We start from the raw sequence: 18,797 nt of genomic DNA, 5'->3' as shown, positions 1-18,797 counted from the left end.
AGGGGTGCCCCGGTGGTCGTATTCTGTTCATGAAGGAGGCTACAATGCCGGGAGTTACTAAGTTTTGGGGGGTGGGAGTGGGAGTGGGAGCGGTGATCGGGCGAGTCAATGGATAAATTACGATCGTTTTTATTGGGCTTGCCGCGACGGCAGAAAAGGCTGTTGCAGGTTGGCACTGACGTTTTCCTTGTCTGGGTTGCGCTGTGGTTGGCTTTCATCGTCCGTCTGGGTGTCGATGATATGTACAATCCGCTAAAAGTGCATTCCTGGCTTTTCATTTGTGCGCCATTGGTCGCGATCCCCCTATTCATCCGGTTCGGAATGTACCGCGCGGTCATGCGCTATTTTGGCAATGATGCCCTCATTGCCATCATCAAGGCAGTCAGCCTTTCATCGTTGATTCTGGCGGTTGTAGTCTATTGGTACAGCAACCATGAGAACGTGGTTCCGCGCTCCATCATTTTCAATTACTGGTGGTTGAGCCTGGTGATCATTGGTGGCCTGCGCCTTTGCATGCGCCAGTATTTCATGGGGGACTGGTTTACCGCCGCTCAGCATGTGCCGTTCACCAACCGGGATGACGGTTTGACCAAGGTTGCCATTTACGGCGCCGGTGTGGCGGGTAACCAACTGGTCGCAGCGTTGCGTATGGGGCGTGTGATGCGCCCCGTGGCGTTTATTGATGATGATGCGAGTATCGCGGATCGATCAATATCCGGTTTGCAGGTGTATAAGCCCAAGCATATTCAACAGATGATCGATGTTACCGGTGCTCAGGAGATTCTTCTGGCGCTGCCGTCATCGACTCGTGCCCGGCGTCGAGAGATACTCAATTTTCTCGAAGGTTTTCCGCTTCACATACGAAGTGTGCCGAATTTCACCGATCTGGCTAGCGGCCGGGTGAAGGTCGATGATATCCAGGAGGTAGATATAGCCGACTTGCTGGGTCGAGACTCTGTGCCGGCGCAACCCGATTTGTTGGCTCGTTGCATCAAGGGAAAAGTGGTTCTGGTGACTGGCGCTGGCGGCTCAATTGGCTCGGAGCTCTGCCGGCAGATTTTCTCGCTTGGCCCGATCACGCTTTTGTTGTTTGATCATAGTGAGTTCAATCTTTATAGCATTTTATCCGAGCTGGAGCGCCGAATCGACCGTGAGTCATCGTCTGTCCGGTTGCTACCAATCCTGGGGTCTATTCGTCATCCCCATAAACTCCTTGATGTAATGAACGCCTGGAATGTAGACACGGTCTATCATGCCGCCGCTTATAAACACGTTCCGATGGTGGAGCACAACATTGCCGAAGGCGTGCTGAATAATGTTATTGGTACGCTTAATACGGCGCAGGCGGCTTTGCAGGCGGGTGTTGAGAACTTTGTACTCATATCGACGGACAAAGCGGTACGTCCTACCAATGTGATGGGCAGCACCAAGCGACTTGCTGAACTAACCTTGCAGGCGCTCAGTTGCGAATTGGCGCCGGTGTTATTTGGTGACAAAGCCAATGTATCCCGCGTCAACAAGACCCGATTCACTATGGTGCGTTTTGGGAATGTGCTGGGGTCTTCTGGTTCAGTAATTCCACTATTCCACAACCAGATAAAATCCGGCGGACCATTAACCGTTACCCATCCGAAAATCACTCGATATTTCATGACCATACCCGAGGCGGCGCAGTTGGTGATTCAGGCTGGATCCATGGGGCAGGGCGGTGACGTGTTTGTGTTGGACATGGGCGAGCCGGTCAGGATTGTTGAATTGGCAGAGAAGATGATTCATCTGTCTGGTTTGAGCGTTCGTTCGGAGAAGAATCAGCATGGCGACATCGCCATCGAGTTCACCGGCTTGCGTCCCGGTGAGAAGTTGTATGAAGAGTTGCTGATTGGCGACAATGTCTCGGCGACCCAGCATCCGATGATCATGAGCGCGAATGAAGACTATCTGCCTTGGGATGTGCTCAAGGCAAGGTTGACTGAGTTGCTTGCTGCGGTGGAGGTGGATGATTACTCTCGAGTCAGGCAGCTGCTGCGTGACACCGTGAGTGGCTATACCCCTGATGGAGAGATTGTCGACTGGATTTACCAGCAGCGCCGCCTCGAGCCCTGACGAGCGCTTGCTGATACGATGGCCGATTCTATGCGCGCAGTTGATCCTTGGGTCGGCCATGTCGTTTCTGCGGTGGTAATCACGAGGTTTCCTTTGAGAAGGGTGTTGCGTGCTTGCACCACCAGTCTTCGGTCGTGTCAATCTCGATTTTCGACAAGATCGCCTTTTCGTGTTTGCGTGCATTCGGGTGGTTGATTGACAGCTCCGGGCGCAAAAAACTTGCCCCCCCTTCTCACGAGTGCCTGTATGGCGGGGCTCATGCCATTGGGTCAAGGCGCCTGCAGGTGGCATGTACCTGGCCGTGCACATCGGCGGAAAATGGTATATGCCCTAACCCCGCGGGGGAGGCTCTACTTGGCCTGAACCGCCCGCTTGGTACGGGCTCGCAGGTATTATTCGTTGACGTTTTGAGGTATCCTCGACGCGCCTTTAGGGCGTTCAGCCAGGGCTCCATTTTATCAGGTGTATTGGTTTTTGCGAGTGTCTATGATCAACGACCTTTTTGTGTTTGTTCAGCTAATAGATCCAAGGCTTCGTGAATTTTGAAACTCCTGGGCTCTGACATTGTCTCACGTCATTTTTTCTCTACTCTAAAGAGCTATAAGGGAAGTGTTACAGCATGGTCGAAAGCTATTTTTCATCAACAAATGAATAGTATTGAAGAACTGTGCCAGTTAGCTCTTTCCCGGCAGTTTGAGTGTTTATTCTCAATCAGTGACGTGTGCCAGAGACTGGCTCGCCGAGTAGAAGAAATACAAGATGGTTTTTTTCGGATAGGGCCAAGCCAGTCTTCTTGTCTGGTCGCAAGCCTTCGAAAAAGTTTAACGATTTTTCGCCAATGGATTGAATTTCATTTGATCGCTAACATCATGCAGCAGTCCAGGATGCCAACGCCAGTGGTGTTACTTATAACCCAAGAGGCCAGATCGAAAGCCCTTATTAACTCAGGGGAGTTTGCCTGATGCAGAATTTTTCAATATCGCCGCGCGAAATGATCGCAAGTTTTGTTCGAAATCGTTCGTTGATCAAGGCTTCTGTCAAACGTGAGGTGTTAGGGCGTTATCGCGGCTCAGTGTTGGGAGTATTTTGGTCGTTCTTCAACCCTGTTTTCATGCTCGCGGTATACACCTTTGTTTTCAGTGTCGTATTTAAGGCGCGCTGGAGCGGCGGCAGCGACTCTAAAACCGAGTTTGCACTGATTCTTTTTGCCGGCTTGATGGTATTCAGCCTTTTTTCGGAATGTATAAATCGTGCTCCAGGGTTAGTTATTGCTAATGCGAATTATGTCAAGAAAGTGGTTTATCCGTTAGAAATACTTCCTTGGGTAAGTCTCGGGGCGGCACTGTTTCATGCTCTGATAAGTCTTGGGGTATGGATGATTGCTTATCTGATTTTTTTTGGGGCACCACACGTCACCGCTTTGTACCTTCCGCTGGTGGTACTTCCACTGGTGTTGATGATGATGGGGTTGTCCTGGGGCTTGGCTGCGCTGGGGGTTTACCTGCGTGATATAGCGCAGTTCATAGGGATCTTGACATCGGTGCTGATGTTCTTGTCGCCGATATTCTACCCGGCGAGTGCATTACCTGAAGCTTATAGACCTATCTTGATGCTGAATCCGCTGACGCCTGTGATTGAGCAAGCCAGAGATGTGCTGTTTTGGGGGCAGGTGCCCAATTTCTTCAGTATTTTAGTTCATATGCTGGTGGGGACATTAGTGATGTGGCTGGGTTTCGCCTGGTTCCAGAAAACACGCAAGGGGTTTGCTGATGTCCTCTGAATCCGGTATCGCTATCAAGGTTGAAAACCTCAGCAAGTGCTATCAAATCTATGATCAGCCTCATGATCGATTGAAGCAGTTTTTGATGTCGGGTCGCCAATATTACCGAGAGTTTTGGGCCCTGAATGATGTTTCATTCGAGATCAAGAAAGGTGAAACCGTTGGCATCATAGGGCGCAATGGAAGTGGTAAGTCCACTCTTCTGCAAATGATTTGCGGGACGTTGAATCCTACCAGCGGTAGCGTTCAGACCCATGGTCGAATCGCCGCGCTTCTCGAGTTGGGTTCCGGATTCAATCCAGAGTTCACCGGGCGCGAGAATGTTTATATGAACGCGGCCGTATTGGGTTTGAGTACGGAAGAAACGGACGCTCGTTACGATAAGATTGTTGAGTTTGCGGACATAGGCAGTTTTATCGGCCAGCCAGTAAAAGCATACTCGAGCGGAATGATGGTCCGCTTGGCGTTTTCGGTTGCCATTCATGTAGATCCGGATATTTTGATTGTTGACGAGGCGCTATCGGTTGGTGACGCATACTTCCAGGCGAAATGTGCGAAGATGATCCAGACGATAATTGCTGGTGGTTCCACTGTGCTGTTCGTCAGTCATGATACAGCTTCAGTGAAGTCACTATGTAGTCGTGCACTGTTGTTGGACTCCGGACGAAGCCAGTTTTTGGGCGATGTAAATACGGCAGTTGAAAAGTATTACTCTGCTTTGATCGAGAGCCAGCGAGCCGAACGAGTATTAGATGAGTCTGTCGAGCCGTCCGTGATGGTCTCAGCTGAGTTTACTGATGGCGCTGAAAGTTTTCAGTCAATGGCCAGCTTTCAGCGGATAAAGAACGGCGTCGCAGAGTTCATAAATGTTGCGTTGTTGAATGAAAGTGGCCAAGCGATAGATTCAGTGAACTTTGGTCAGAAAGTGATCCTCCGACAAGTCGTGCAGGTGAACAAGGCCACACACAGGTTAGGGTTGGCATACCATATTCGCGACAAGAACGGTCAGGATATTATTTACTCAGATACCGGAATCGAGCATGACAACCACCTACTGGATGTCAAGGCAGGGAGTGTCCATGTAATAGAGTGGCGCTTCACTGCGTATCTTCGTGAGGGAAGCTATGTGGTAGCGTCTATGCTTTCTGAACCGGTGGATCTGAGAATAGGGGACGTGGTGGTCGCAGACTTCGTTCCTATCTCTACAAAATTTACACTGTCGAGTGCTGGCCATCCACAAATATACGCCGCAGCGTATTGGCATAATGAAGTAAAGGTTCGAGAGATTACGCATGTCCCAGAATAATAATAAGCTCCATCTTGGATGTGGGTCAGTGAATTTCCCAGGGTGGATAAATATTGATCTTGACTCGCCAACTGCGGATATGTTGCTGGATCTTACACATCCATTGCCTTTCCCTGATGGTTCTGTGACTCATATGTTCAATGAACACTTCATTGAGCACATAACACGTTCGCAAGCTGTGCAGTTTTTGCAAGAGTGCCATAGAGTGCTCTCTGCGGACGGAGCCATAAGGATCACGACGCCCAATCTGCGCTTTTTAACGTACTCATATATGACAGGGGCCATTGGTGAGTGGGGTGATCTCTGGCAACCGAATACGCGCTGTATGATGTTGAATGAAGGAATGCGTTCTTGGGGACACCAATTTGTTTACGATGCGGAAGAGTTGGTTGAAGTTCTAGTTGAAGCCGGATTCAGGACGGTGTCCTTTCAATCCTACCGCGACAGCGCTGACCAGATGTTTAGAGGCCTCGAGTCTCGACCTTTTCACAATGAGCTGATCATTGAAGCACGAAAATCTGATGTAGCTGAAGTGCAGGTTGATTTTGATGTGGTTACTAAAAATGAAGCGGATTGGATTAATTCGCTTTCCACATACAATCCTCCAGTTCAAGAGCAAAAGCTCGCTCGTGTAGAGCAGGAGTCTTTGGCTCGCGCACAGTTTATCGATACGCAGGCGGCGCATATTCTCAAGATGGAAGAAAATGCTCTTGTCCAGGCACAGGCCATTGAGGCTCAAGTAGCGCATGCACTCAAAGTGGCGGAAGAGTCTTCAAAACAGGCTCAGGTAATTGAAATGCTGGAGCTTCGTATTGGCGAGGCGGAGGCTGAGTTGGAGGTGTTTCGTTCCTCGTGGTGCGGAAAACTCAAATCACTATTTAATAGAACTAAATAATAGTTTTGCTTTTCGGGACGCTCATGAATATTACAGTTACGAAGCCGTTTGTACCTCCCTTTGGTGAATTTCAGGCTTACCTGCAAGGGGTTTGGGATCGTGAATGGTTTACCAATAATGGACCGTTGGTAAACGAACTCGAGCTGAAGCTCAAGGAAAAACTTGATGTTGAACATTTATTGTTTCTTAGTAATGGCACTATTGCGCTTCAAATTGCAATACGAGCGCTCGATCTGCGCGGTGAGATAATAACCACCCCATTCAGCTATGTTGCTACTACTTCTAGTATCGTCTGGGAACATTGCAAGCCAGTTATGGTGGATATTTGTTCCGATACTTTGAATATCGATCCGCAAAAAATCGAGCAAGCCATCACTTCGGAAACAACCGGGATTCTGGCAACTCATGTGTTTGGTAATCCTTGTGATGTCGAAGCTATCGAGCTGATTGCAAAGAAGCACAATCTGCGCGTTATCTATGATGCGGCCCACGCTTTTGGTACGCAATATAAAAACCGTTCGCTTTTGTCATACGGGGATATTGCAACCTGCAGTTTTCATGCGACAAAGCTTTTTCATACAATTGAAGGTGGTGCAGTAGTTACAGCTAATCCTGAAATTCTGAAAAATATGGCGATGATGAGAAATTTTGGTCATTCGTCGTTGACCGATTTTGGCGGTGTGGGGATTAACGGCAAAAACTCCGAAGTTCACGCAGCAATGGGGTTGACCAACTTAAAATACGTTGAAGAAATCCTGAAGGTTCGTGCAGAGCTTTGTAATCATTATAAGCGTGAGCTTTCGGGTTTGCCTGTACGCTTTCAGAAAATTGCAGATGATACAACCTACAATAATTCTTACTTTCCGGTGATCTTTGAAAGCGAAGCCATGCTTCTGAGGGTTATGGAGGCACTTAATTTAAATAATGTGTACCCGCGGCGATATTTTTATCCTTCGCTATCTGAACTTCCTTATGTGCATGATCAACGCTCTCCCGTTTCGGAAGATATATCGCGTCGTATTCTGTGCTTGCCACTTTATCATACCCTCTCGCGTGAAGAGATTGATATGATCTGTCGGTATATTAAGCGTTCGATCAGATACTAAATAATAGTCCATATTACTTAGAGCGGTAACGGTCATGAAAAAGTATTACGGTATCATTGGAGCTGGCGGTCACGGCCGAGAGGTGATGCCTTTAGCGAATGCTGCGTTAGCCGCTGAACTGTCTAGTGGTCGGGCGGAGCTTTTTTTTGTAGTAGAAGGCGACGTTGCAACTGACAAGGTTAATAATTATTCGGTACTTTCTCTTGATGTTTTTTTAAACCTGGAAGGCGATATTTTTTTCAATATAGCCATTGGCGCATCACAAGTCAGAGCCCGTATCGCGGAAATGTGCGAGCGTACAGGTGCCAAGCCATTCGCAATTATCGCCGATAACGTTGTCATTCTTGATTCAAATGAAATCGGCTGCGGTGTAATGCTTTCGCCTTTTGTCACCGTTACTTCGAATGTGAAAATCGGGAAATACTTTCACGCTAATAACTACTCTAACATTGCGCATGATTGTGTTATCGGCGACTTCGTAACTTTTGCTCCAGGGGTCAGGTGCAACGGTAACGTTGTCATTGAGGATCACGCCTATATTGGTGCTGGTGCGTGCATCATTCAGGGTGCATCAGGGAAGCCTCTCACTATTGGTCGCGGCGCTATTGTTGGAATGGGCGCTGTGGTGATCAAAGACGTGCCCGCAGGCGTGACGGTGGTCGGTAATCCTGCGCGCCCTCTCACTAGAGAACCATTGAGAAAATGACGGCGTTCAGTAAAAGTTTGATGATAGTTGATGGGAATGCGGAGATTTTTGCTCCCCACAATCTCTCCCCCCGCAGAGGAATAAGTCAGTGATCAAAGAAACGGTTGATGTATCTATTCTGCTGGTTACCTATAACCATCAAAAGCACATTCGGCAGGCGATGAATGGTCTGTTTGGTCAGATAATTGATGGGCCTATCGAGCTGGTAGTGGCTGATGACGGTTCCAGCGATGATACTCTCTCGATCATCAAAGAGTTTGATGGGGTGGACGACAGGTTTATCTTCAAATATCTGGACAATAGCGTCAACTTAGGCATAACAAAGAACTACCAAAGAGGTTATGAGGCCTGCTCTGGAGAGTATGTAGCTGTTCTAGAGGGCGACGACTATTGGACCAGTCCGTGGAAACTCAAGCGTCAGGCCGATTTTTTGAGGGAACATTGGGAAAGTGACCTATGCTCCGTTAATTATTTTGTCTATGAGGAGGATCGTGCTCAGCTGACGCCTAGGGTTGCTGCCGGGCAGGGGTACAGGCTGGTTTCAGCTCGCGAGTTGATTGCCGACAATCTGGTGGGTAATTTCTCGACGTGCATGTATCGACGATCGGCATTGGCCAGGTTGCCAAAGGCAATGTTTGAGATTAAGTCTTATGACTGGATTACAAATATCTGCCTCGCCCGAAGCAGTTTGATTGGGTTCCTTCAGGAGCCTATGTCAGTCTATCGGCTTCATACTGCGGGCGTCTGGACTCAGACACCGCATATCGAAAAGCTGAAGTTCCAGTTAGACATAATTCCTGCGTATGATGCGCTCACCGATCATGTGTTCCATGATGATTTTGAGCACCTTTCTGCCCGTCTGCGGCATGTGATCACGGCTTCGCAAATCGGAAACGTCGCCGAAACGGTAAGCCAGCCAGTTTTGCGGGTCATCCCTTCGCTGTTGAATTATATGCCCCCTATCGTTCTGGTTTTCATTCGCGCAATTGTTCCGGTAGCACTAAAAAATATGTTGGTTAAAATTGTGAAGCGGAGCCGCTCGGTATGACGTCGCCAACAGTTTCTGTGATTATGGCTACCTATAATCACGCAAATTTTGTCGCTCAGGCAATTGAGAGTGTACTTAGTCAGGTCGACGTGGATTTTGAGTTTTTGATTTCCGATGACGGGTCGTCTGATAACACGCGGGACGTTGTTGCCTCTATTCATGACGAAAGAATCAAGTTCTTTCCTAATGAAGTCAATCGGGGAGCCTGTGTCGTTACCAATGAACTGATCGAACGAGCATCAGGCGAATTTATCGCGCTGATTAACTCCGATGACTCTTGGATTGACGGTGACAAACTCGCTTACCAAGTGCAGTTCATGCGGGATAATCCTGAAATCGGGGCCTGTTTCGGGCGGGCTCGATTTGTAGACAAAAACGGTCAAGCGATGGATAAGGCCTCCATCTCTTTTGGCGGTGCGTTCGATCGGGATAATCGCTCGCAAGGTGCTTGGCTGAGGCACTTTTTTGAATTGGGCAATTGCATTTGCCACCCAACGATGTTGATTCGCAAGTCCTGCTATGATCATCTTGGTATGTATAGTAACCGTCTACGGCAACTTCCAGATCTGGATATGTGGGTGCGGTTGGTCAAGCACTATCCGATACATATATTTGAACGCGAGCTCATTAATTTCAGGCTCTTGCCGGGTGAGAACGCCAGTAGCCAGACGGTGACGAATTCAATTCGTACAATCAATGAGCACTACCTCATTGCCGATAGTTTTTTCGACGATGTGACAGCTGACCAGATATCTGAGGGCTTTGGAGATTTGCTCAAGCGCAAGGATATTCCGAGTGAACTCCATTTGGATATCGAAAAGGCTATGTTGTTTCTGAGCTATAATCAGTGGCTTGGGAAGCCTTATCAAATGATAGGGCTGCTGAAGTTAAATAAACTGCTTAATAGCCCGGCTCATTATGCTGTCATGGTCAACGAGTACGGGTTGGACGACCGATGGTTTCAGAAGGAACTTGGAGAAATAGATGTTCTACGACCAAAAGTTGTTGCGGTCATGAGCCAACAGAAGTCTCGTATTCTTCGTGTCTGGCAGCAATACTTGTCGAGGTTTTTTCGTCATAGCCCAGGAAATCGCAACCTGTAGCGCATTGAATCATGTGTTAGTGCGAAGTATCTGGAAGTCTCGCCTATACCGCTGTTAGTGCTAAGTCCCATAGTTATCGATTACCTGGATTCTAAGGGATTGGCCCTACCTATGTAATAGGCGGGATTTTCAGCCGCTTTTTCCGGAAGGCTTCCTCTGTAGTCGAATTCTTGACTCCAGGAACCTTGGTCAAATACATTGTATTACCATGAATATAAACGCGGTGCTACTTCGGCGACGAAGTGGCTATTTGGTTTGCTCACAGCTACATTTTTCGGTCTGGTTGTGATTCTTGGCTTAGCCTGGTTAAAGTGTGAATCAGCACATATGCTGTAACGCAGCCATTTTTGACATGTACATGATATGACCTAAGTTAGAGATGCAGCTTCGGAAAAGCTGCTTCTCCCTTATCGATGTCATGGAGTGTCACTTATGCGTACAGCCTACTTCTCGTCCCTGGTCTTTGCTCTGCTGACCAGCGCCTCTCTTGCTGTCAACGCTGCACCTGCCAAACAGGAGGCTGCTGCGCCCGTTGCTGCGCAAGTAGCTCCAGCTGGGCAAACCACCTCAAAGGTCAATCTCAACGGGGCCGATGCGTCTACCTTGCAACGCGAGCTCTCGGGGATTGGTGAGGCCAAGGCCAAGGCGATTGTTGCTTACCGTGAGAGCAACGGGCCTTTCGCGTCGGTGGATGAGTTGCTGGAGGTCAAGGGGATCGGCAAGGCGATTCTGGACAAGAATCGCGACAAGCTTGAGGTCAATTGAAGCCCATCCGTTAGTGCTCGAGGCCGGTCGTTGACTGGCCTTTTTTGTCTTCTGATGTATGAGCAATCCAATGAGGCGAGTCATTTCGCCTTTTTTTAGATTTGTAAAAATTACGTCTATCATATTTTGTTTGTATTATGCCTATAATAAACACGCATCCCCCTGAGGTGCCTTGACTGCCAAGGCACTCAAATCCCCCACAGCTTCTCCCAGGAGTGCAGCTATGAACCCGGTCCAATCCCAAGGTACAGCCCTCATCACCGGCGCATCGTCCGGTATCGGTGCGATTTACGCTGAGCGGCTGGCGGCGCGTGGTTATGACTTGTTGTTGGTCGCTCGCGATGAACGGCGACTGGAGGCGGCCGCGATCAGGTTGCGTGACGAGTACAGTGTGCAGGTTGAAGTGTTGAAAGCGGATTTGACGCTCAAGGCGGATCTGCTGAATGTTGAACAGCGCTTGCGCAGCGACCCAAGTATCAGTCTGTTGTTGAACAATGCCGGTGTCGCTGCCGATGGGGCGCTGGCCAGTGCAGATATGGATCAGATGGAGCGGATGATTCAGCTCAATGTAGTGGCTGTCACGCGTTTGGCTTCTGCTGCTGCGCAGAGTTTTTCGGCTGCCGGGCGCGGTTCGATTATCAATCTGGCGTCGGTGGTGGCGTTGATTCCGGAGCGCTTCAATGCAACCTATAGCGCGACCAAAGCTTACGTCTTGAGTTTGACCCAATCCCTGAACGCCGAGTTAAGTGGGTTGGGCGTGCGGGTGCAGGCCGTGTTGCCGGGGGCAACGCATACGGAAATCTGGGAGCGTTCAGGTATCGATGCCAGCGCGATCCCCCCGGAAATGGTGATGGACGCAGGGGAAATGGTCGACGCGGTATTGGTCGGCTTTGATCAAGGGGAGTTGATTACGATTCCTTCGCTGCCGGATGCGGCGGATTGGCACGCCTTTGTTGCGGCGCGCCATGGGTTGGGGCCGAATTTGTCGAAGAGCAGCGCGGCAGCTCGCTACAAGTGAGGGGCTTGGTCCATGACACGATTTGAGGTGTTTAGCGTATGAACGGTCGTCGAGTTGTCGTGACAGGCATGGGCCTGGTTTCTCCGCTGGGTTGCGGTGTCGAGCAAGTCTGGGAGCGTTTGCTGGCCGGTCGTTCGGGGTTGCGGCGGCTGCCGGAGGAGATGGTGGCTGATCTGGCGGCCAAGGTTGGCGGCGTGGTGCCAACTCTGGCAGAGGATGCTGAAGCGGGTTTTGATCCTGATCGGACGACGCCGCCCAAAGAGCAGAAGAAAATGGATCGCTTCATCATGTTCGCCATAGCGGCAGCGAAAGAGGCATTGGAGCAGGCGAACTGGACCGCCACTGACGCTCGGACCCAAGAGCGCACGGCGACGATCATCGGATCCGGCGTCGGTGGTTTTGGTGCCATTGCCGATGCGGTGAGAACGACTGATAGTCGCGGCCCGCGGCGTTTGTCGCCGTTCACGATTCCATCGTTTCTGGTCAACCTTGCGGCGGGTCATGTATCGATCCAGCACGGTTTCAAAGGGCCGCTGGGGGCGCCGGTAACCGCCTGCGCCGCAGGCGTACAAGCCATTGGTGATGCCGCGCGATTGATTCGTAGCGGCGAAGCCGATATTGCGGTGTGCGGCGGCGCGGAAGCGGCTATTGATCGTGTCAGTCTTGCCGGTTTTGCGGCGGCCAGGGCATTGTCCAGTGGCTATAACGATACTCCCGAGCGCGCTTCGCGACCGTTCGACAGTGGGCGCGATGGCTTTGTCATGGGGGAGGGTGCGGGGATTCTGGTGATTGAGGCGCTGGAGCATGCTCTGGCCCGAGGCGCTCGACCGTTGGCGGAACTGGTGGGCTATGGCACCAGCGCCGATGCCTATCACCTGACCGCCGGCCCGGAAGATGGCAGCGGTGCGCGGCGTTCCATGGCGCTGGCATTGGCGCAGGCCGGAATCAGCGCGGCGCAGGTGCAGCATCTTAATGCTCATGCGACCTCTACGCCGGTGGGTGACCTGGGCGAGATCGCCGCGATCAAGTCGTTATTCGGTACACACGAAGAGGTTGCGGTGACATCGACCAAATCCGCCACCGGGCATCTTTTGGGCGCTGCGGGCGGAATTGAGGCGATCTTCACGATTCTGGCTATTCGCGATCAAATCGTTCCGGCCACCCTCAACTTCGAGAACCCGGATGCAGCGGCGCAAGGGCTGGACATCGTCCATGGTCAGGCACGGTCGCTGGCAATCGAGTATGCGTTGTCCAATGGCTTCGGCTTTGGCGGGGTCAATGCCAGCGTGTTGTTCAAGCGATGGCAGGCGTAAGCTTTCGTCATTCGCAGAATTGGCACGAATAGTGGTTATTCGTTATCTGACGATTGTTGAACAATCATGAGGGACGATGACCATGAGCAGCGGACTTTCCCTGGCCGATCACATCACATTGGAGATACGGACCGACATAATCGGTGGCCGATTGTTACCGGGCATGGCCTTGATCGAAAGCGATCTGGTGACAGCCTACAACGCTTCGCGTAACACTATTCGCGAAGCGCTGCATCGCTTGGGGCAGGAAGGGCTGACCCGCTATGTGCGCAACAAGGGTGTGGTGGTGCGGCGCCTCGGCGTCGATGAAGTGCGCGATCTGTTTCAGGTCCGGCGCACTCTGGAGTTGCAGGCCATCGCCACCAGCAAGCCACTGCGCGAGTATCAGTCCGATCGCATGCTCGAGGCCATCGAAGCCACGGAACTTGCCCGCGAGCGCGAGGACTGGCAAGCCGTCGGCACCCACAGCCTGTGTTTTCACCAGCATATTGTTGGGCTGATGTGCAGCCCCTTGTTCGATGAGTTCTTCACGAACATTGTCGCCCAGATGCGCTTGGTGTTTTGTGCTGCACCCGACGAGGAGCTCTTTCAAACACCTTGGCTTGCGCGCGATCGACAGATTCACGATTTGCTTGCCGAGGGCAAAAAACCTGCAGCTCAGGAGGCGATGAATCTTTACCTCGACGACTCCGAGCAGCAGTTACTCGACATGCTCAGCCACACTTCCCACCCCTGATCGAGGATGTTCACTATGTACAAAGACTATCCCGCGGCTTACCAGGTCAGCAAAGGCTCGGCCCTGCAGGTGGACAAGGCCTTTTATGAGCGGATCCGTGACACCAGGGACGGTCGCACGCTGATCGACCAGTTCGAAGTCCCGATCCGCACGGGTCGTGCGTGGAATGTCCCGGCCGGGCATGTCTTTCGCGTGACCACCCCGGTCGGCCCGCAAGTTGGGGATTTCAATGTCTGGAATGCCAATGATCCGCGCGAACGTTTGTGGGCTGCACGTACCCGTCAATTGCAGGGCGCGCATGTCAGCACCCATGACCGGCTCTGGTCGAACCTGCCGTTTTTGCGGCCTTTGGTGACCATCACCGATGACAGCCTGGCGAGTTACGGTATCGATGAACATGGCGGTCGACTGCACGATTTGCTGGGCACCCGCTGTGATCCTTATGTAAACAAAATGCTCACCGGTGAAGATTTCCACCATCACTGCCATTCGAACCTGACCCGCGCCGTGTTGCCCCATGGCCTGACCGAGTTCGACGTACACGATGTGCTGAATATCTTCCAGTGCACCGGTCTCAACCACGACGACATGTACTTCATGAAGGCCTGCCCGGCACAGAAGGGCGACTATCTGGAGTTCTTTGCCGAAATCGATTTGCTCTGTGCCTTGTCCACGTGCCCGGGAGGTGATTTGTCGCTCGCGATGTGGGGGCCGGATGCGCAGGATCCGCTGAGCGTCTGTCGTCCGTTGGGGGTGGAGATCTATCGGCTTGAAGATTCATTGCTCGAAGGCTGGAGCCAGCCTGAGCGCGCGGCCTACAAGGGGATGCACGGATTGCACATTGCCAAGGCCGAATGGGAAAAATAGAAGCGCTGGAGCCCTTGCCGGGATTTGAAGTCAGGCGCTATTTGTGGCGAGAGGGCTTGCTCCCTCGCCACAGTTCTGTGCATGGCGATAGATAAGAAAACCCCCATCATTGGTTCTCAATGGCGGGGGTTTTTAGTCAACGATCCCGCGCATCCTTGGCGTCCGCTTCCGCGTTACGTTCAGCCACGCGTTTACGTTGCTCTTCGGTCAGCTCCACCTTGTTTGCGGTGTCGCGCAGTATCAGTAATCCGCCGACAATCGAGCCGATAGCAAGAACCAGAATCAACCAGGCATACCAAGGCATAGGGCTCTCCTTAAGGGCAGGCCATCGGGCGAAGGATTTCGCGCAATGGTCATGCATATACCACCTTTGAGTAGTTCCATTGTAGGCCTGATCCGTCTGGATAGCGCTTCCTCAGTGTTTACAGCCCGGTCAGCATTGCATCGGCGGGGGCATCGGCGCGCAGTTGTGCGGTCATCTGGAAGTACCCAAAACCGACCGCCATGAAACCGAGAAAGATCATCCCGATCAACGTATTGAACCAGGCCATCGCCACCAGACACACCACCGCCAGAAACAGCGCGATGGCTGGCACCAGCGGATAGCCCGGCGCGCGGAAAGTGCGCTCCAGCAGCGGCTCGGTTTTGCGCAGTTTGAACAGGCTGAGCATGCTCATGATGTACATCACGATGGCGCCGAACACCGCGATGGTGATCATCGCCGCGGTGAGGGTCATGCCGCCCAGGTTGATCAGGCCATCGCTGTAAATCGCCGCGATGCCGATCAGACCGCCGGCAATGATCGCCCGGTGCGGGGTCTGGAAACGCGATAGTTTGGCCAACGATGCAGGGAGATAACCGGCGCGGGCCAGGGCGAAGAACTGCCGCGAGTAGCCGAGGATGATCCCGTGGAAACTCGCCACCAGGCCGAACAGGCCAATCCATACCAACATGTGCAGCCAGCCAGAACTTTCGCCAACCACTGCTTTCATCGCTTGCGGCAGCGGATCGTTGATGTTCGACAGGGTGCGCCAATCGCCCACGCCGCCAGCGAAGAACATCACGCCCATGGCCAGCAACACCAGGGTCAGGATGCCGCTGATGTAGGCTTTGGGAATGGTGCGTTTCGGGTCCTTGGCTTCTTCGGCGGCCATGGCCGCGCCTTCGATGGCCAGGAAGAACCAGATGGCAAACGGAATCGCCGCAAACATCCCGGCAATCGCCGGCGCGCCGAAGGTATCGGTACCGGCCCAGCCGTTGAGGGCAAAGTTGCTGAAGCTGAAAGCCGGCGCCACCACGCCCATGAATACCAGCAGTTCGACGACGGCCAGCACGCAGACCACCAGTTCGAACGTCGCGGCCAGTTTGACCCCGAGGATGTTCAGCCCCATGAACACGATGTAGGCGCCGACCGCTGCGTGTTTCGGGTCTAGGGCGGGAAATTGCACATTCAGATAGGCGCCGATGGCCAGGGCAATCGCCGGCGGAGCGAAGACGAATTCGATCAGCGTCGCCAGCCCGGCAATCAGCCCGCCTTTTTCACCGAATGCTCGACGGCTGTAGGCGAATGGCCCGCCCGCATGAGGGATAGCGGTCGTCAGTTCGGTGAAGCTGAAGATGAAGCAGGTGTACATCGTCGCGACCATCAACGACGTGACCAAAAAGCCCAGCGTCCCGGCCACGCCCCAACCGTAACTCCAGCCAAAGTATTCACCGGAAATCACCAGACCGACCGCGATACCCCATAAATGCAGCGTGCCCAAGGTGGGCTTGAGTTGTGTGTTCATGCGTTGCTCCCCGAACGGTTTGAAGTGCTCGGGGGAGGAGGTGTGCAGCGGGCATGCCATATCGAGAAAGCACGTCGTAATGGACGGAAAACTGTCGTATCGAGGATGTTCGCGGCTGGATGCCCGCTGTTTGTGCGCTACTTGAGTGCGGTGGTGGATGTTCTGACGCTATCGCGAGCAAGTCCGCTTCCACACTAGACCTGTGTTATTTGATCGTTCCCACGCTCCGCGTGGGAATGCCGCCATGGACGCTCTGCGTCCGTTCTGGAAGTGACGCGGAGCGTCACGGGATGCATTCCCACACGGAGCATGGGAACGATCAGGCACCGCAGTACCCCACACTCTTTACACTTTTTTTATGCCGCGCCTCACCCCTCGATCTCGTTCCTTTACAGCCTTCCTGCGGACAATGGCTCTACACGCGGCAATCGCCGTACGACGGAGAAATCCCATGAGCGTTCTGGACGGAGTGTCACTGCTGCTGGCAGTGGGGCTGTTCATTTATCTACTGGTTGCGCTGTTGCGCGCCGATCGGAACTAGGAGCGGCTATGCACAGTTATGACTATTGGCTGATCCTTGCCTTCTTCGCTCTGGTGCTGATACCGGCACCCTTTCTGGGACGGTTCTACTACAAGGTAATGGAAGGCCAGCGCACCTGGTTGACGCCGGTTCTTGGGCCGGTGGAGCGCGGTTGTTATCGCGTTGCGGGGGTCGATCCGCAGACCGAGCAGAGCTGGCAGAAATACACCCTGGCCTTGCTCGCCTTCAACCTCGCGGGCTTTTTGCTGTTGTTCGCGATCCTGCTGTTTCAGGACTACTTGCCGCTCAACCCGCAAAATCTGGCGGGTCAGGAGTGGACGCTGGCGTTCAACACCGCCATCAGTTTCATGACTAATACCAACTGGCAGTCCTACAGCGGTGAAGCCTCCCTGAGCTACCTCAGCCAGATGGTCGGACTGACCGTGCAAAACTTTGTCAGCGCCGCCACCGGCCTCGCCGTGCTGGTTGCCTTGTGTCGCGGCATCGGTCGCAAATCGGCGCAAACCCTGGGTAACTTCTGGGTCGACATGACCCGTGCCACGCTCTACGGCTTGTTGCCGTTGTGCTTGCTGCTGGCGCTGTTTCTGGTCTGGCAAGGCGTACCGCAAACCTTCGCCCATTACGTGAACGCGCTGACGATGCAGGGCGTGGATCAAGTGATTCCTCTGGGGCCTGCGGCCAGCCAGATTGCGATCAAGCAACTGGGCACCAACGGTGGTGGCTTCTTCGGCGTCAACTCGGCCCATCCGTTCGAGAACCCGACGGCCTGGAGCAACCTGTTCGAAGTCTCGTCGATCATCCTGATCCCGGTTGCCCTGGTGTTTACCTTTGGCCATTACGTGAAAGACCTGCGTCAGAGTCGGGCGATCATCGCCTGCATGCTGGCGCTGTTCCTGATCGGCGGCGCTACCTCGCTGTGGGCCGAGTACCAGCCGAACCCAACCCTGGACAACGTCACGGTCGAACAGACCGCGCCACTGGAAGGCAAGGAATCGCGTTTTGGTACTACCGCCACCGTGCTCTGGTCGGTGACCACCACTGCAGCGTCCAACGGTTCGGTCAATGCGATGCATGACAGCCTCAACCCGCTGACCGGCATGGTCGCGCTGGTCAACATGATGGTCGGCGAAGTGATCTTCGGCGGCGTCGGTGCCGGCCTTTACGGCATGTTGCTCAACGTATTGATTGCGGTGTTCCTCGCCGGCTTGATGATCGGCCGCACCCCGGAATACCTCGGCAAGAAACTCCAGGCCAGGGAAGTCCAGTTGCTGGTGGTGACCTTGCTGGTGATGCCGGTCGGCGTGCTGGTGCTCGGTGCGATCGCGGCGAGTCTGCCGGGTCCGGTGGCAGCGGTGAGTAACCCGGGGCCCCATGGTTTCAGCCAGTTGCTGTACGCCTACACCTCGGCCAGCGCCAACAACGGCTCTGCGTTCGGCGGCTTCAGTGCCAACACCGCGTTCCATAACCTGATGCTAGGTCTTGGCATGTTGATCGGCCGCTTCGGTTACATCCTCCCGGTACTGGCGTTGGCCGGCAGCCTGGCGATGAAGAAAACCGCGCCCATTGGCCAGAACAGCTTCCCGACCCATGGCCCGCTGTTCGTGACCTTATTGACTGTGACCATTTTGCTGGTAGGCGGCCTGACGTTCCTGCCGACCCTGGCGCTGGGTCCTATCGCTGAACATCTGAGCATGGCTGCTTTTGGGCTCTAGAGCTGAGGGAT

17 protein-coding genes are annotated in these 18,797 nt (G+C 53.0%); 15 read left to right on the top strand and 2 right to left on the bottom strand.

All coding sequences use genetic code 11. The features are described from left to right. The first annotated feature begins 108 nt into the window (after window positions 1-108). The 13 genes from AC07O1_RS16000 to AC07O1_RS15940 all read left to right on the top strand — a co-directional run bounded on the left by AC07O1_RS16000 (window position 109) and on the right by AC07O1_RS15940 (window position 14,746). Window positions 109-2,103, top strand: coding sequence for a polysaccharide biosynthesis protein (locus tag AC07O1_RS16000; protein ID WP_494993811.1), 1,995 nt, complete (start codon window positions 109-111; stop codon window positions 2,101-2,103). A gap of 961 nt (window positions 2,104-3,064) precedes the next feature. Beyond that, window positions 3,065-3,883, top strand: coding sequence for an ABC transporter permease (locus AC07O1_RS15995; protein WP_495089320.1), 819 nt, complete (start codon window positions 3,065-3,067; stop codon window positions 3,881-3,883). Next, a complete protein-coding gene (locus tag AC07O1_RS15990; RefSeq protein WP_495089319.1) occupies window positions 3,873-5,189 on the top strand; it encodes an ABC transporter ATP-binding protein in 1,317 nt (438 codons plus the stop codon). The genes AC07O1_RS15995 and AC07O1_RS15990 overlap by 11 nt, the downstream gene beginning before the upstream one ends. Beyond that, entirely contained in the window at window positions 5,176-6,084 is a 909-nt protein-coding gene (locus AC07O1_RS15985) for a class I SAM-dependent methyltransferase (protein WP_495089318.1), read from the top strand. The genes AC07O1_RS15990 and AC07O1_RS15985 overlap by 14 nt, the downstream gene beginning before the upstream one ends. A 23-nt stretch (window positions 6,085-6,107) precedes the next feature. Continuing rightward, window positions 6,108-7,190, top strand: a complete 1,083-nt coding sequence (locus AC07O1_RS15980; protein ID WP_495089317.1) for a DegT/DnrJ/EryC1/StrS family aminotransferase — start codon at window positions 6,108-6,110, stop codon at window positions 7,188-7,190. A gap of 34 nt (window positions 7,191-7,224) precedes the next feature. Beyond that, on the top strand, window positions 7,225-7,896 hold the full coding sequence (locus tag AC07O1_RS15975; RefSeq protein WP_494993816.1) for an acetyltransferase: 672 nt from the start codon (window positions 7,225-7,227) through the stop codon (window positions 7,894-7,896). A gap of 88 nt (window positions 7,897-7,984) precedes the next feature. Beyond that, window positions 7,985-8,944, top strand: coding sequence for a glycosyltransferase family 2 protein (locus AC07O1_RS15970; RefSeq protein WP_495089316.1), 960 nt, complete (start codon window positions 7,985-7,987; stop codon window positions 8,942-8,944). After that, window positions 8,941-10,047 carry a glycosyltransferase gene (locus tag AC07O1_RS15965; RefSeq protein WP_495089315.1) on the top strand — a complete coding sequence of 369 codons (1,107 nt, stop codon included), beginning with the start codon at window positions 8,941-8,943 and terminating at the stop codon, window positions 10,045-10,047. The genes AC07O1_RS15970 and AC07O1_RS15965 overlap by 4 nt, the downstream gene beginning before the upstream one ends. A gap of 432 nt (window positions 10,048-10,479) precedes the next feature. Continuing rightward, window positions 10,480-10,812, top strand: coding sequence for a ComEA family DNA-binding protein (locus AC07O1_RS15960; RefSeq protein ID WP_495089314.1), 333 nt, complete (start codon window positions 10,480-10,482; stop codon window positions 10,810-10,812). Window positions 10,813-11,035: 223 nt separating this feature from the next. Beyond that, window positions 11,036-11,830, top strand: a complete 795-nt coding sequence (locus AC07O1_RS15955; RefSeq protein WP_495089313.1) for an SDR family NAD(P)-dependent oxidoreductase — start codon at window positions 11,036-11,038, stop codon at window positions 11,828-11,830. Between the two features lie 38 nt (window positions 11,831-11,868). Beyond that, the gene (gene fabF, locus AC07O1_RS15950; RefSeq protein ID WP_495089312.1) at window positions 11,869-13,143 is read left to right on the top strand and encodes a beta-ketoacyl-ACP synthase II; all 1,275 of its coding nucleotides are present in this window, start codon (window positions 11,869-11,871) and stop codon (window positions 13,141-13,143) included. Window positions 13,144-13,225: 82 nt separating this feature from the next. Beyond that, window positions 13,226-13,879, top strand: coding sequence for a GntR family transcriptional regulator (locus AC07O1_RS15945; protein ID WP_495089311.1), 654 nt, complete (start codon window positions 13,226-13,228; stop codon window positions 13,877-13,879). A 15-nt stretch (window positions 13,880-13,894) separates the two neighbouring features. Beyond that, window positions 13,895-14,746 carry an urea carboxylase-associated family protein gene (locus AC07O1_RS15940; protein WP_495089310.1) on the top strand — a complete coding sequence of 284 codons (852 nt, stop codon included), beginning with the start codon at window positions 13,895-13,897 and terminating at the stop codon, window positions 14,744-14,746. A 136-nt stretch (window positions 14,747-14,882) separates the two neighbouring features. Here the strand turns inward: AC07O1_RS15940 and AC07O1_RS15935 are convergent, their stop codons facing one another. Beyond that, window positions 14,883-15,050, bottom strand: coding sequence for a DUF2897 family protein (locus tag AC07O1_RS15935; RefSeq protein WP_495089309.1), 168 nt, complete (start codon window positions 15,048-15,050; stop codon window positions 14,883-14,885). Window positions 15,051-15,168: 118 nt separating this feature from the next. Continuing rightward, entirely contained in the window at window positions 15,169-16,533 is a 1,365-nt protein-coding gene (eat, locus tag AC07O1_RS15930; protein WP_495012792.1) for an ethanolamine permease, read from the bottom strand. Between the two features lie 451 nt (window positions 16,534-16,984). Between eat and kdpF the strand changes: the two genes are divergently transcribed. Together kdpF and kdpA are read left to right on the top strand one after the other, a co-directional pair. Further along, complete coding sequence (gene kdpF / locus AC07O1_RS15925; RefSeq protein ID WP_007899818.1) at window positions 16,985-17,074, top strand: K(+)-transporting ATPase subunit F; 90 nt, start codon at window positions 16,985-16,987, stop codon at window positions 17,072-17,074. An 8-nt stretch (window positions 17,075-17,082) separates the two neighbouring features. Beyond that, on the top strand, window positions 17,083-18,786 hold the full coding sequence (kdpA, locus tag AC07O1_RS15920; RefSeq protein ID WP_495089308.1) for a potassium-transporting ATPase subunit KdpA: 1,704 nt from the start codon (window positions 17,083-17,085) through the stop codon (window positions 18,784-18,786). The last annotated feature ends 11 nt before the right edge of the window (window positions 18,787-18,797 follow it).

It is taken from the genome of Pseudomonas sp. GW821-FHT07G10 (genome assembly GCF_059418545.1).
Note: the sequence above shows the minus strand (reverse complement) of the source record. Positions and strands in the feature narration are given on the sequence as shown.